At 72.8% G+C, this 14,251-nt stretch carries 10 protein-coding genes; 2 read left to right on the forward strand and 8 right to left on the reverse strand.

The genetic code is table 11. The annotated features are described in order from the left end of the window. Nucleotides 1-3: 3 nt before the first annotated feature. The 8 genes from OHA86_RS11615 to OHA86_RS11650 all read right to left on the reverse strand — a co-directional run bounded on the left by OHA86_RS11615 (nt 4) and on the right by OHA86_RS11650 (nt 10,618). A complete protein-coding gene (locus tag OHA86_RS11615; protein ID WP_329174742.1) occupies nt 4-927 on the reverse strand; it encodes a hypothetical protein in 924 nt (307 codons plus the stop codon). Then, the gene (locus tag OHA86_RS11620; protein WP_329174744.1) at nt 924-3,704 is read right to left on the reverse strand and encodes a prenyltransferase/squalene oxidase repeat-containing protein; all 2,781 of its coding nucleotides are present in this window, start codon (nt 3,702-3,704) and stop codon (nt 924-926) included. The genes OHA86_RS11615 and OHA86_RS11620 overlap by 4 nt, the downstream gene beginning before the upstream one ends. Before the next feature lie 378 nt (nt 3,705-4,082). Then, the gene (locus OHA86_RS11625; protein WP_329174746.1) at nt 4,083-5,027 is read right to left on the reverse strand and encodes a DUF6879 family protein; all 945 of its coding nucleotides are present in this window, start codon (nt 5,025-5,027) and stop codon (nt 4,083-4,085) included. A gap of 55 nt (nt 5,028-5,082) precedes the next feature. Then, nucleotides 5,083-6,048, reverse strand: a complete 966-nt coding sequence (locus OHA86_RS11630) for an SCO2521 family protein (protein ID WP_329174748.1) — start codon at nt 6,046-6,048, stop codon at nt 5,083-5,085. A 1-nt stretch (nt 6,049) separates the two neighbouring features. Further along, nucleotides 6,050-7,015: an SCO2522 family protein gene (locus OHA86_RS11635; protein ID WP_329174750.1), complete on the reverse strand. Its 966-nt coding sequence runs from the start codon at nt 7,013-7,015 to the stop codon at nt 6,050-6,052. After that, nucleotides 7,012-7,929, reverse strand: a complete 918-nt coding sequence (locus OHA86_RS11640; protein WP_329174752.1) for an SCO2523 family variant P-loop protein — start codon at nt 7,927-7,929, stop codon at nt 7,012-7,014. The genes OHA86_RS11635 and OHA86_RS11640 overlap by 4 nt, the downstream gene beginning before the upstream one ends. Nucleotides 7,930-7,932: 3 nt before the next feature. Next, a complete protein-coding gene (locus tag OHA86_RS11645; RefSeq protein ID WP_329174754.1) occupies nt 7,933-9,774 on the reverse strand; it encodes an SCO2524 family protein in 1,842 nt (613 codons plus the stop codon). Between the two features lie 28 nt (nt 9,775-9,802). Continuing rightward, on the reverse strand, nt 9,803-10,618 hold the full coding sequence (locus OHA86_RS11650) for an SCO2525 family SAM-dependent methyltransferase (RefSeq protein WP_329174756.1): 816 nt from the start codon (nt 10,616-10,618) through the stop codon (nt 9,803-9,805). A 301-nt stretch (nt 10,619-10,919) separates the two neighbouring features. Here OHA86_RS11650 and OHA86_RS11655 point away from each other — a divergent pair, with 301 nt between their 5' ends. After that, nucleotides 10,920-11,459 (forward strand): GNAT family N-acetyltransferase, encoded by a 540-nt coding sequence (locus OHA86_RS11655; RefSeq protein WP_329174758.1) that lies wholly within the window; start codon nt 10,920-10,922, stop codon nt 11,457-11,459. Between the two features lie 457 nt (nt 11,460-11,916). After that, the gene (locus tag OHA86_RS11660; protein WP_329182368.1) at nt 11,917-14,154 is read left to right on the forward strand and encodes a glycosyl hydrolase family 18 protein; all 2,238 of its coding nucleotides are present in this window, start codon (nt 11,917-11,919) and stop codon (nt 14,152-14,154) included. Nucleotides 14,155-14,251: the final 97 nt, after the last annotated feature.

Here is a 14,251-nt window from a genome sequence, read left to right on the forward strand (position 1 = left end):
TGTCTACTCCGCGTCTCGCCTGCGCCGCACCCGCAGGACGGTCAGTACGGCGATCACGGCCACGACCGCGGCGGTGATCGCGAACGGCAGCACGGAGCCCGTGGAGTGGCCCGCGGCGGCCGTCGGCTCGGCGTCCTGGGTGCGGGGCGCGGACCCCGGCGTGCTGCCGGCCGTGGTGGCGGTCCCGGTCGGGACCGGGGTGCCGGTCGGCGTCGCGGCCGGTGTCGCGGGAAGGGCCGTGGGCGACGCGGTGGGCGCGGCGGAGGTGCGTGCCGGGGTCGGCTTCGCGGTGGCGGGGTTGCCGGCCGGGGTGTTCTTCACGGGCGGCCTGGCGGCGCCGGAGGACGTGCCGGGCGCGGTGTTGTGCGCCCTCACGGTGTCGGGCGGGAACGTCGGGCGGCCCTGGGTGCCGGCGGTGTTGGTGGCGCCGAAGATCCACAGGTCGACGCTGCCCGGCTCGGGGTGGTAGCTCATCGCGCCGAGCTTGCTGTACGACCAGCTCTTCTGCCCCGGGTCGGCGTGCCAGTACGACCAGTAGGCGGTGGCCGGCGGCGTCAGCACGCAGGGTTCGCCCTTGACGGTGGGGTATTGGGTGCCGCCCTGGTAACCGGCGTACCCGATGCGGCAGATGAAGGCGGGCCCGTCGTGCTGGGTGCCGGTGGTCTGCCAACCGCCCTGGTTGAGCAGGGCGTAGCCGGTGGTGGGGGTGGTGCCGCAGGAGCGCAGCAGCGGGCCGCCCCAGTGGCTGAAGTCCACCGCGAGCACGACCCCCTTGGTGGTCGTGCACGCGCTCATCGGCTGCGCCGCCGCCACGGCCGGGGCCGCGCCGAGGGTGAGGCCGCCGCACACCGCGGCGAAGACCAGCGCCAGCGCGGCGGCGGCGCGGGCGGCGCGCCGCCCTGCCGGCGGGAAGGGGCGGTGTGTCACTGGTGCCTCCCGTTGTGCTGCCCGGTGCGGCGGCGGGCCGCGGTGAAGGCGCCGCCGACGGCCAGCAGCAGCGCGGCCAGGCCCGCCGCCGCCAGCGCGCCGGTGCCGGTGGCGGCCAGCGCGCCGCCGCCGGAGGACCCGCCGGACGTACCGCCGTTGGAGCCGTCGCCGTCGCCGTCGCCCTTCGAGGGGGTGACGGGCGCCAGCGCGTGGGTGAGGGTCGTCAGGGACGTACCGGCCAGCGCGGGGACGGCCTGGGTGCTGGAGCGCAGGTCGGAGTCGCCGGCCTCGTCGGTGATACGGAAGCCGCCGTCGCCGTTCTGCACCGAGCGCAGGAACTTCTGCCCGCCGCGGGCGGGTTCGGGCCGGAGCTTGTCGGTGGCCAGCAGCGCCTGGACGGCAAGCGCCGTGGAATTGCTGCTGGTTCCCGCCGCGCCCTGGTAAGCGCCGCCTCTCTGCTGGGCCTTGACCAGGTACGCGCGCGCCGCGGCGACCGTGTCGGCCTGGCCGGGGACCAGGACCAGCGCCTGCACGGCGTAGCCGGTGGTGTCCACGTCGGACGCGCAGGCGGCGCCCGCGGTGATCAGGGTGGAGGAGAAACCGCCGTCGGCGCACTGGAGACCGGCCAGCCGGCCGACCGCCGCCGCGGGCGGGGTCTCCCCGGCGCGGGCCAGCGCGAGCACGCCGAGGGCCTGGGAGACCGTCGAGTACGCCTGGCTGAAGTCGCCGGGCGCGGTGCAGCTGCCGTCCTCGGCCGCCGCGGCGCACACGTGGCCGGTGAGCGTGCCGAGCAGGTCGAAGCCGCCGAAGCGGCGCGGGTCCTGCCCCATCACCTCGGCGAGGACGGCGAGTTTGGCGGTGGCGCCGCTGTAGGGGCCGGGGTAGGCGGAGGTGCCCGCCGGGTCGGCGTAGTCGGCGGCGTGGCCGGCGAGGTAGGCGGTGACCTTCGTCAGCGCGGTGTCCTGCCGGCCGGTGGCGGCCAGCGCGAGGGCGACGTCGGCGGTCAGACCGTAGTCGGGGCCGTAGTCGTTGGACAGGTGGTCGCCGCCCGCGAGCTGCTTGACCAGGTACGCCGCTCCGGCCGTGACGGCCTTCTGGTCGGCGAGGTCGCGCAGCAGGGTGCCGAAGGAGGTGCCGGCGGCGCCGCTGACCGCCTGGGCGGAGGCGCGGACGTCGGAGTGCTTGTCGTCGGAGTCGGAGGCGACGCGGAAGCCGCCGTCGGGGTTCTGCTCGCCGGCCAGGAAGGCGCGGGCCTTGGCGATCTGCGGCGCGTAGGCCTTCGCGGCCAGGCCGAGGCCCTGGAGGGCGAGGCCCGCGGAGTTCACCGAGTCGCCGGCCGCGCCGTGGAAGCCGCCGTCGGCCAGCTGCCTGCCGGCCAGCCAGGCGGCGCCCTTGGCCACGGCGTGCGCGGCGGCGTCACCGGGGACCAGGTCGAGGGCCATCATGGCCACCGCGGTGCTGTCGACGTCGCTGTCGCCGGTCGCGGGGATCAGGCTCGGCCAGGATCCGTCGCCCTTCTGCAGGCTCTCCAGGTACGCGATCGGCCCGGCGGCCTTGGCCGCCTCGCCCGCCCGGATCTGGGCGATGACGCCGAGGGACTGGGAGAAGACCGAGGCGGCGTAGGCGTAGTTGCCCTTGGCGGCGCAGCCGGCGGAGGTGTCGGCCGCGGCGCACACGGTGCCGTCCAGGGCGGCGATCAGGTCATGGCCGCCGTAGGCGCGCGGGTCGGCGCCGGTGACCTGGGCGGCGAGGGCCTCCTTGGCGAGCGAGCCGCCCTGCGCGTAGGAGGTGCCGATCAGCGTCCAGTCGTCGATGCCGCGCCCGGTGCCGTCCTTGCCGTGCTGGAGGAAGTCGGTCACCCCGGCCAGGGTGTCGTCGGCGCCGCCGGTCGCGGACAGGGCGAGGACGCCGTCGATGGTCAGGCCGAAGTCGGCGAAGCCGGTGTGCTGGCCGGAGCTGGACTCGTAGTAGTGGCCGTCGATGAGGTCGCCGCGGTTGATGAGGTAGGCGACGCCCTTGGCCAGGTCGGGAGTTGTCGCGGCCGGGGCCGAGGGCCCGGTCGTCGGCGGGGTGGTGGGGGGCGTCGTCGGAGGGGTGGTCGGCGCGGTGGTGGGCGGGGTCGTCGGCGGCGTGGTCGGCGCGGTGGTGGGCGGGGTCGTCGGCGGCGTGGTCGGCGGCGTCGTCGGCGGGGTCGTCGGGGGCTGGGTGCCGCCCTGGGCGCGCACGGAGTCGGGCGTGAAGGACGGGCCGCCCGTGCTGCCGCCGAGGTCGGTGGGCCCGAAGGTCCACGCCTCGACCTCGCCGTCCTGCGGCTGGTCGCTGAGCGCGCCGAGCGGGGAGTACGTCCAGGTGTCCTGCCCGGCGGGCGCGATCCAGAAGGACCAGTAGGCGTCGGCGGGCGGGGTGAGCACGCACGCCTCGTCGGCGGCGGTCGGGCGGGCGGTGCCGCCGTCGAAGCCGTCGTTGCCGATCCGGCAGATGAAGCCCTCGCCGTCGTGCACGGTGCCGGTGGTGCTGAACCCGGCGTTGTGCAGCAGGTTCATGCCCGTGGTCGGGTGTGCGTCGCAGCCCCGCAGGACCGGTCCGTTCCAGTGCCCGTAGTCCACCGCGACGATCGCGCCCGTGGTGGGGGTGCAGTCGCCGATCGCGTCCGCGTGCGCGGGCGCGGCCACCGACAGCGCACCCGCGGCGACGCTGCCGGTGAGCAGCGAGGCCGCGGTGAACAGGGCGGCGGTACGCGGCCGTCCGGGACGGCGGCGCGGGAGAAGACGAAGCACAGGTGCCCCCGGGGTCGGCAGTCGGGGAGCCCGGCCGCGGAGGAGGGACGGCCGCGCGGTGAGCGTGCCGTCCGGTGGTCCGCGCCGCAGTCCTCGACGGCGATCGTGACGTGTGTCCAGCGCAGGTGGTCCGGCTCGCCCACCGGTGCGGTGGGCCTACGGTTGCGGGTCAGCGCCGGACTCGGACCGGCTTCCCCTGGCTGCTGAATCGGAAATGCGTTTTATGGCACCATGCGGCGGGCCGCCCCGTCAACGTGGCGCACAGTTGCCTTCACCACTCCCCGCGTGGCCGCGGCGGTACGCCGACGCGGGCCGCGGCGCTGAACAGAAGGCGCCCCGGCCGCGTGTTCCCGGAACCCGCCGCGCTCGCGGCGTGCGCTACTGGCCCGCCTCCCACAGGGTCCTGAACCGCTGGACGCGCTTGGCGACCCGGTCCGAGCGCAGGTCCATCAGCGTCTTGGTGTTGACCCCGCGAAGGTCGGAACCGATCTCGTAGGACAGCGACTCGTCGAAGACGATGAAGTCGTTGGTCTCGTCCATCCGGGCGATCGGCGACAGGTCGGACAGCGCGAGGACCCGGACCTCGATGCCCAGGCTCTGCTGGTCGTCGCAGAGCTGGCCCAGCTCCAGGGTGTTGTCCTCCGGCTTCTCCACGATGAACAGCCGTCTGATCTGCACCCCGTGCTGCTCGATGGCGTCCCGCTGCGCGCGCAGATAGCGCTGGCCGAGTTCGCTGGGCCAGAAGTCGCGGTCGACCGCGGTGCTGGTGGCGTCGATGGTCATGACCGCGCAGCCGGTCAGGGTGACGATCCAGTCGTGGTCCTCGCCCTCGTAGTCGACCAGCTTCTGGTTGAGGTTCTCCATCAGGCTGGTCAGCTTGTCGACCTCCTCGCGGGCGAAGGCCTGCATGATCACCGAGCCGCCCGAGGCGACCAGGGTGGCGCTGCGGATCAGCCGGGTGACGCCGTCGGGCGGCAGGGCGGACCGGTCGACGAGGCCGAAGAGTTCGGTGACCTCGTTGATCCGGGCGAAGCCGTTGTGGACCAGTTCCTTCATCTCGCCGTTGTGGGTGGCCAGGGCCTCCTCGACCGAGGTGAGCCGGCGCTCGAAGTCGGTCATGTACTGGATGATCAGGGCGGCGCCGCCGAGGAAGATGGAGGCGGTCAGCTTCCACACCTCGGGCTGGTTGGTGACGTCGGTCAGGACGTAGGTGGCTCCCCCGACCAGTGCCGTGACCAGCGTCTTGAACAGGACGGGCGGTACTCGGGGCCCGGCGGTGGCCGCCGCGGAGCCCGAGCCTGTGGTGTCTAACGATCCGGCCATGTCTCGTCATCTCCCCCGGTGGGATCGTGCGCGTCTACGCCCATGGCTGGGCGGGTCAGGGCTGCACGTGCGCGGACACGGCCAGCAGGGCGAGCTGGTCCCTGATCCGCTGCACCAGGATCTGCCACTGCCGGCTGAATCCCGGCTCCCGCTCCAACACCTCCCAGAGCGGGTGGAGGACCTGGTCCACACGTGCGGTGGGCATCCACAGATGGAGCAGGTGGTCGACGGCAGGGCGCAGCGCCGCCACCGCGTCGCGTCCCTCCACCGAACCGAGCCGGCTGCGCTCGACCATCCGTACCAGCGTCGTGAGCAGCCAGTCGTGCAGGGCGAGGTCCTCGCAGAGCCTCGCCGCCGCGGCCGTGACGATTCCCCCCGTCAGCCGCAGTTCCACCGTGCGCAGTCCGTCCTGCGCGACGGTGAAGTTCTCGATGGACGACGCCGCTCCGTCCGGGGCGCGCAGCGCCACCCAGCGCAGCCGGGTGACCTGGGCGCGGAAAGGGGCCGCCCGGTCCAGCGCCGGGTCGCGCAGCACGTGGCGCAGGACGCGCTCGGCGACGGCCCCCAGGTCGAGTTCGCCCGGCTTTCCTGCTCCGGCCAGGCAGCCGTCGGCGACGTCCCGGTCGGGCAGTTTGCCGAACGGTTCGACGATGCCGGGCCGGGCCAGGTAGTGGCCCCAGGGGCGGCGCCGGTCGGGGCCGTCCGCGGTGGCCGCGCAGAAGGCGTCGGCCTGGAGCAGCCGGCCCTCGGTGAGCGCGGCGCGGGCGGTGACGGTGCCGACCGCGCGGACCTTGGCGCCCGAGGCGGTGGGCAGGTTGCAGTCCACGCCGGTCAGCACCTCGGGCGACAGCGCGTACGGGTTGGGCCGCTCGGACAGCAGGACGCGCTGGCCCGCGCGCAGCCGCAGCAGGCCCGCGGCGGCCGTGCCGGGCAGCGCCTGCGAGTGCTGGAGCAGGCAGGTGCGCACCTCGCCGCAGGCCAGCACGGTGTCCACCGCCTCCGCCCCCCGGCCGCCCGCCATGTCAGGGTCCCGGGTAGAGGACGTAGGAGATCCGGTCGGCGATCTCCTCGGGCACCGGCAGGCCCTCGCCGCGCGAGCGCCCGGCGACCTGCGCCAGGGCCGCGGGGTCGGCGTCCACCTGGTCGAGGATGACCCGGACCGCGTGTTCGACGGACAGGAAGCGCGAGGGCAGGACCGAACAGGTGCGGTAGGCGGAGAAGGGCGCGGCCGACGGATTGAGCCGGACCAGCGGCGGCAGGTCGTCCCAGTCGCGCGGGAATCGCGGGTCCTGCCAGGCCAGCGGCTGGAGCACCGGGTCGCCGGCGTGCCGCAGCAGGCCGAGCCGGGCGAGTTGCCAGACGGCGGCCAGGAACGGGCAGGACCAGGTGCGGTGTTCGCCGCGCTCGTCCCACAACTCGACGTCGAGGAAGACCGAGTGCCGGCGGGCGGCGGTCTCGGCCGGCGGCTGCCAGGGCTCGGCGCCGGCCATCGCCTCGGCCAGGCCGCCGGGGCTGCGTTCGCCGTTCGCGAGCCAGCCGGTCTGGACGGCGGGCGGCCGGGAGCCGTCGGTGCCCGGCGCCGGCGACTCGACCAGCCGGGCCTGCACCTCCTCGGCCACGGCCACCCCGTCGGCGACCGCGCAGCCGGACTCGCGGGCCAGGTAGTCGATCACCAGCCCGGCCCGCGCGGCCTCCTCGACCAGCATCGGTACGAGTTCGGCCGGCGAGGAGAAGCGGGTGAAGTAGTCGTCCACCAGGAAGCAGGTGCTCACCCTGGCCCGCCGCCCGCCGGCCCCAGCCAGCGCCTGGGCGGCGTCGGCCCACGGCTTGACCTGGGCGAAGTGGGCGCGCAGCCGGTCGGGTCCGGCCTCGAAGTCCTCCATGTAGAGGTGGCCGAGTTCGAGGGAGACCTGCGCCAGCGGCACCGCCGCGGTGCGCGGCTGGGCGGTGGTCTCCCGGAAGACGGCCGCGGTCCCGGTGTCGGTCATACCGGACCCCACGCCTCGTCGTCGGTCAGCTTGTCGGCCAGGTCCTGGATCGCGGTCAGCGTCTCCAGGTTGGCGACCCGGCTGGAGAGTACGTCCTCGTCGGTGATCAGCTGCTCGCGCCACTGGAGGACCGGTTCGAGCGGTACGGAGCCGATGATCGCGGTGAAGCCGATGTCGCGGTCGGCGGCGAGCCGGTCCAGGTCCTGGTCGCACTTGCGCATCCAGGCGGACTGGGCGGCCGGCACCAGCGACCACGGCGGCGCCTCGGGATCGGGCACCGCGGCCCGCACGAAGCGGATCCTGCCGCGCAGTTCGTCGGCGTCGTGCCCGCGGGCGACACCGCCGGCGAGGATGCCGCGCGGGCCGAAGACCAGCCCGGAGGCGGCGATCACATGCTGCCGGGTCCAGCGGTGGTAGACCAGCCAGCGGTTGCCGACGCCGCGCATCTCGGGCCGGGCGGTGACGTCCAGCGCCATGTCCATCGCATAGCTGCGGCCCGCGCTGAGGTCGATCACGACCAGGTCGAACTCGCTGTCCAGCCGCAGGAAGAGGTCGATGCAGCGGGTCACCGTGTCCTTGACGACGGCGAACTCACCGCCGCTGCGGTCGCCGGGGAGCAGTACCAGGTTGCCGGAGTTGGCCGGCCGGTCGCGCAGTACCTGGTGCTCGGTCTGCGCCCAGACGTCCAGCCGGGCCGGCTCGTTGGCCTTGCCCTGGAGGTAGGAGTGCAGGCCGCCCTGCTCGATGCCGCCCATGGCGCTGGGCACGTCGAAGACCGCGGCGGCGGTGGGCGAGCCGAAGTCGAAGTCGAGGTAGCAGACGTCGTCCCCGGCCAGCGCCCGGCGGAAGGCGATGTTGGCGCTGGTGACCGAACGGCCGGTGCCGCCCTTGTCGGACGCGGCGAAGACGAGCACTGCTCACACTCCCCGGGAGGCGGTCTGTCTGGCGAGCGCCAGGCCGTCGAGTTCGCCGAGGATCGCCATGGTGAGCGCGAGCGCCGAGCCGGGCTGCCGGTCCAGGAGGTCCCTGGCCCGGTTCAGCTTGACCTCGACGGACTTCAGCGCGCGGCCGCGGGAGGCGTCGTGGCTCGATGTGGGTTCGAGTTGCTCGTTGCCGAGCAGGTGGGTCGCCTCGCTGAGCATCGACGAGGCGTAGGAGGCCAGTTCCGTGCTGCGGATCGGCGGCTGCACGTACAGCTGGCGGCCGGCCACCATGCATTCGGTGACGCGTTCGGTGACGCTCCACGACAGCGGTCCCTCGGGGATGGGCGCCTCGGGGAAGACGGCCCGCACGTCGTCCCACAGGCCGGCGCCGACGCCCTCCCGGATACGGCGCTTCCACACATGGTCGAAGATCCGCTCGGCCAGCCGCAGCAGCCGGTCGTGCGAGGAGATGTTCCGCGACAGGGTGCACAGCTGGATGCTGCGTTTGAGCAGCTGGGCGGAGAAGTCGCCCATCGTCCACTGCATCGGGTTGCCGGTCTCGCTGCTGCCCTGGAGGGGGAGCCGGACGCCGGGGATGTGCAGGCCGACCGCCTTGTCGTCCTTCGTCATCCGGCTGCTGATCCGGCCGCGTTCCGCCAGCCGCTCCATGACCGCGACGGTACGGGTCAGGTCGTCGTCGGTGGCGCGGCGGCGGACCAGGTCGTGGACCAGGATGGAGGCGATGCACAGCGAGAAGTACTCGGACTCCAGGCGCTGTCCCGTGGTCCGCCAGGGGATGTCCTCCAGCGGCCAGACGGTGTCGCCGAAGCGGGCGATGCCCGACCAGTACTGCTGGGTGATCTCCCAGCGCAGGCGCAACGCCTCGGCCAGCCGCTGCTGTTCCGGGGTGAGCAGGCCCAGGGTCAGGGTGCGGTCGCTGAACAGGTCCTGGATGCCGTCGAGGGCGACCACGGTGAAGTAGAGGTACGGGATCGGCCGGGCGACACCGTTGGGCTGCGGGCCGATCGGCTCGGTGGTCTCCACCGGCGGGGCGTCCTTGACCAGGCTCCAGGCCCAGCCGCACTCGAAGAGCTGGTTCTCGTCCCTGAGCCGGTCGGCGATGTCGACGCCGAGCGTGAAGCTCTCGCCGATGGTGGCGCGCAGCGCCTCGAAGCGGCTCTGGAAGCGCTCGACCACGACCCGGTCGGAGAACCGGCCCTGCCCGAGGACCGAGCACAGCGTGCGGCCCTGCGGCTCCTCGGCGTCGAAGACGTTGACCGTGAAGGAGCGCAGCAGGCTGACCATGGCGGCGGTGAGCCGGGCCTCGGTGGCCGTCTTCAGCTCCTCGATCTGCGCCCGCACCTCGCTGCGGCGGGTCTTGCCCTCGTAGACCTTGAGGAAGCCGAGCGTGGCCAGACACAGGGTGACCGACATCGAGAAGGAGTCGACGACGCCCAGGGAGCGCTGCTCCTCGGAGATCGGCTGGTCCGGGTCGGCGGACACGAAGTAGTAACCGCCGGCGAAGCTCGGCTGCTTCTCGTCCGTGGTGTGGGCACGCATGAATTCGGCGAGGATCCTGACCAGTTTGGCGGGGATCTCCACCCGGCCGCCGACGTTCTTGAGCGCGGCGTGCACGTCGCGCTCCGTGGTGTCGGGGTCGTCCAGCCGGAAGGCCGGGATTTCGGTGGCCGGATACATCAGGCACAGCAGCCGCTCGGCGTCGGCGACACTGCTGCGACCTCCCCATTCCCCCCATTCCCAGTCGCCGCTCTCGAACGAATGGCGTGAAATCGCCTGCCAGATGTCCAGCAGGTGCTGGCGCGGCTTGATCTGCATCCCCCACTCCTCGCCTATCCGGGACCGGCTATTCGGAACCGCGCCGTCCGCAGGCCACGATCATTCCCTCGTACCCCTCGCGCAACGCGCCCCCCGGCATTCCGATCGGAGTGATCGCGACCTCTTCCCCTTCCGCGAACGGGCTCAGGCTCTTGCGCACGTCGGCCGCCGAGACACTGCACGCGGGGAAGGAGTGCTCACCGACTTTGTACCCCAGCGAGCCTTCCATGAAAGCCGCGGCGAATGGCGCGCCCGGCGCCAGCGCCTCCATGAAGCGCTCCACGGCGAGGAAGAACTCCGCCTCCGAGGTGGACATCGACTCGGCGACGAAGAACATCGTCCCGATCTGCCAGCCCGCCGGGCGCCTGCGCAGGTCGAAGAGGTTGCCGCGCTCGACCGTGACGGCCCGCCGGAAGTCGGCGCGCGGGTCGGCCACCCGCCGCGCGTAGACGTCCTGTTCGCACAGCGCCGCCCAGAACTGGTCCCAGTGCGGGTCGTAGGACACGCGCTGGTCGTTCAGATAGGCGACATTGGCCGTCGAGGTCTCGAAGAGGGTGATCTCGCCGCACCACGGCAGCATGGACAGCGCCGGGTAGAGGTTCGCGCCCGCGCCGACATCGATACCGCGCAGCCGTTCGCCGCCGTGGTCGGGGCTGTCCCTGAAGTGGTCGGCGAAATGCTTGCGGACGATCTCAAGGATCTTGGCGTCGTCGGAACGCAGGCTGCCGTAATTGTGATCAACATAGGCAGCCGGGTCGAACGCGTCCCAGGGTGCCTCGGAATTCAGCCTGCGAACTGGCGTACGCACCGGGTCATTCGCCGTCTGAGGCGTTCTGAGATCCATCGTTCCATAATAGCGACCAACTCCCCGACCGACGCCCGGCTTGGCGGACCGGGGGAAATGATCAGGGCGCACAGAGGGCGCGTTGCAGCATGCACGCAATTCGACCGCAAAGCGGCTTGAACAGCCGGAAAACGCGGCTGATCCTGGTCTGGCCCGGTCAACACGATGCCGGGTCAACCCTACGCACCCCGTGCGGCTCGTGTCACCCGAACGGGAGAACGTCACCTTGACCTCCGGCCGGCCTCGCAGCCGGCCCCCGCCCGACCTGGGTTCCCCAGTCCCCAAGCCCCTGAGGAGTGGCATGACGACCCCCCTTCCCGGCACCGGAACCACCCGCATCGCGGCCCTGCCGGCCCCCGCCCCCGCACTGCGGCTGGCCGCCGGCGGCCGGGCGCCGCGCGTCCGCGCGGTCACCGACGCGGACCTGCCCGAACTGCACCGACTCGACCAGGAGGTCTTCCAGGAGCACGCCTATCCCTACTTCGTGCTGCGCCAGTTCTACGACCTCTACCGGGACGACCTCTTCGTCGTGGACGACGGCCGCACCTTGTGCGGCTACGTGCTGGCCGGCGCGGTGTCCGACGGCAGCCGGGGCTGGATACTGGGCCTGGCGATCGACCAGAACTGGCGCAGCCACGGCTTCGGCCGCCGGCTGATGGCGGAGTCGCTGCGGAACCTGCGCCTGCGGGGGGTGCGGGAGGTCTGGCTCACCGTCGAGCCGGGCAACGCCACCGCGGTCGAGCTGTACCTGTCGCTCGGCTTCTCCCGGGTGGACCACCGCGAGGACTACTTCGGACCGGCCGCCGACCGGCTGCTGATGGTGCTGCCGCTGCACGATTAGCCCGACCCACGGCCCGCTGCCGATCCCGCCGGACGCCGAACCCGCCGGGCACGGGCGGCCGAGGGAGCGCGGGCGACCGCGAGCGCCCCCGCGTCGGCAACGACGCCGGGGCGCTTGTCACCGGCGGCGGCGGCCCCACGACTCGGCGCCGCCGTGGCGGCGGGTCAAGCGGTGGCAAAATCCGGGCGACTGGTCTAGTCCTTTCCACCAGCATGGACGCGCTCTCAAGCGCGGAATTGGTCCAGTCCAATTCTGGCCCGGCGCATTGCCCCGGCCGGGGACTTCGGTTGTCCTGTGGGTGCCGCCCTCGCGCCCCCACCCACCGAGGAGTGCCGTGTCCGCTCGACCCGGAATCCGGAGATTAACCAGACCCCTGACCCACCTGCCGACCCGTCCGCCGGGCCGTCTCCCGGCCCGTGCCCGCCGCCGGCTGGCCGCCGTGATCGCCACGCTGGCCATGGCGCTGGCCGGGCTCGCCGGGCTGAGCGCGCCCGCCGCGCACGCCGCCGGCGCGCTCACCGCGGTTTTCAGCAGCACCGGCAGCGGCTCGTCCTGGACGGGCACCTACACCGTCAAGAACGGCACCGCCGCCGCGGTGAACGGCTGGACCGTGGAGTTCGACCTGCCCGCGGGGGTCACGATCACCTCGGAGTCGTACGGCACCTCGACCGTCAGCGGCTCCCACGTCGTCGCCTCGCCCGCCTACTACAACGCCACGATTCCCGCGGGCGGTTCGACGTACCCGTACAGCTACACCTTCCAGGCCTCGGGTCCGCTGGGCACGCCGAGCGGGTGCCTGGTCAACGGGGCCAAGTGCGACGGCAGCCCCGCCGTGCCGCCGCACGCGCCGACCGGTGTCGCGGTCGCCGACGCCACCGCCCACACGGTCAGCCTGCGGTGGACGGCCGCCGCGGTCGGCGACTTCCCCGTCGCCTCCTACGACGTGCTGCGCGCCGGGGCCGTCGTGGCCTCCAGCGCCACCACCACGGCCACCGTCCAGGGCCTGGCACCGGCCACCGCCTACCAGTTCACGGTCAGGGCCAAGGACTCCCGCGGCAATACCGGGGACGCCAGCGCCCCGGTCACCGCGACGACCTTCGACCCGGCGACCGACACGGTCCCGCCGACCGCGCCCCCCAACCTCCGGGCCGGCACGGTCACATCGAGCACCGTCCAACTGTCCTGGGACGCCGCCACCGACAACAACCGGGTGGCCGCCTACGACGTCTACCGGGGCACCGCGATCGCCGCGACCGTCCCGGCCGACACCCGCACCGCCACGCTGACCGGCCTGGCCCCCGCCACCGCGTACAGCTTCACCGTCAAGGCCCGCGACCTCGCCGACAATCCCTCGCCGGCGAGCAACGCGGTCGCCGTCACCACCCAGGACCCGGTGGCCAACGGCGGTTACGCGAAGGTCGGCTACTTCGTGCAGTGGGGCATCTACGGGCGCCAGTTCTTCGTCAAGAACCTCGACACCTCGGGCGCCGCGGCCAAGCTGGACGTCGTCAACTACGCCTTCGGCAACATCGATCCGAAGAACCTCACCTGCCTGAACGGCGTGACCAAGGGCACCACCGCCGACCCGGAGGACCCGAACCAGGGCGACGGCGCCGGTGACGCGGAGGCCGACTACGGCCGGGCCTTCCCCGCCGCCCAGTCGGTCAACGGCCAGGCCGACGACGGCTGGGGCAAGCTGCGCGGCAACTTCAACCAGCTCAAGGAGCTGAAGGCGAAGTACCCGAAGCTGAAGGTCGTGATGTCGCTGGGCGGCTGGACGTACTCCAAGTACTTCTCCGACGTGGCCGCCACCGACGCCGCCCGCAAGAAGTTCGTCGCGTCCTGCATCGACCTGTACATCAAGGGCAATCTGCCCGCCTACGAGGGCGCGGGCGGCCCCGGTGTCGCCGCCGGCATCTTCGACGGCTTCGACCTGGACTGGGAGTGGGCCGGCTCGCCCGACGGCCACCCCGGCAACCACTGGAGCACCGCGGACAAGGCGAACCTCACCGCGCTGATCGCCGAATTCCGCACGCAGCTCGACGCCTTGGGCGGCGACCACAAGCTGCTCACCGCCTTCACCCCCGGTGACCCGGCCAAGGTCGCGGCCGGCTGGGATCTGCCGCAGGTGTCGAAGAACCTGGACATCGAGAACGTCCAGGGCTACGACTTCCACGGCTCGGGCAGCGACAACTCCTGGGAGCCGAACCGCACCGGCCAGCAGTCCAACCTCTACCCCGACCCCACCTCGCCCTACCCGAACGACTTCAGCATCGACCGGGCCGTGCAGACCTACCTCGACGCCGGGGTCAGCCCGCGCAAGATCACCATCGGGCTGCCCTTCTACGGCCGCGGCTGGCAACAGGTCGCCGACGGCGGGGTGCACGGCGTCTGGCAGACCGCCAACGGCGCCGCGCCGGGCCAGTTCGCCGAGGAGGCCGGGACCCGGGGCTACAACAACCTCATCACCTCCGTGCCCGGCCTCACCGTCTACCACGACGACCAGTCCGTCGCGACCTACGGCTACACCGGGGCCGGCGGCCAGTGGTGGTCCTTCGACGACACCTGGTCGATCGGCAAGAAGGCGGCCTACATCAAGTCCAGGCACCTGCTCGGCGCGATGATCTGGGAGATGTCGGGCGACACCCCGACCGGCACGCTCCTCGGCGCCCTCAACACCGGCCTCCAGGGCTGACCCGCCGCCGGCCGCCTGGCAGGACGGCCGGCCGGGAGCGCTCCCTCCCCTCCACCCCCCGGAGGGAGCGCTCCCCCCACCCCCCGCACCCCACACC

This window comes from Streptomyces sp. NBC_01477, from assembly GCF_036227245.1.
In the GTDB taxonomy this organism is placed as follows: Bacteria; Actinomycetota; Actinomycetes; order Streptomycetales; family Streptomycetaceae; genus Actinacidiphila.

What these genes read in the sequence shown, in the direction of transcription:
- OHA86_RS11645 (WP_329174754.1), bottom strand. Translation starts at nt 9,774, where the DNA reads ATGCAGATCAAGCCGCGCCAGCACCTGCTGGACATCTGGCAGGCGATT.
- OHA86_RS11655 (WP_329174758.1), top strand. Translation starts at nt 10,920, where the DNA reads ATGACGACCCCCCTTCCCGGCACCGGAACCACCCGCATCGCGGCCCTG.
- OHA86_RS11635 (WP_329174750.1), bottom strand. Translation starts at nt 7,015, where the DNA reads ATGACCGACACCGGGACCGCGGCCGTCTTCCGGGAGACCACCGCCCAG.
- OHA86_RS11630 (WP_329174748.1), bottom strand. Translation starts at nt 6,048, where the DNA reads ATGGCGGGCGGCCGGGGGGCGGAGGCGGTGGACACCGTGCTGGCCTGC.
- OHA86_RS11660 (WP_329182368.1), top strand. Translation starts at nt 11,917, where the DNA reads ATGGCGCTGGCCGGGCTCGCCGGGCTGAGCGCGCCCGCCGCGCACGCC.
- OHA86_RS11650 (WP_329174756.1), bottom strand. Translation starts at nt 10,618, where the DNA reads ATGGATCTCAGAACGCCTCAGACGGCGAATGACCCGGTGCGTACGCCA.
- OHA86_RS11625 (WP_329174746.1), bottom strand. Translation starts at nt 5,027, where the DNA reads ATGGCCGGATCGTTAGACACCACAGGCTCGGGCTCCGCGGCGGCCACC.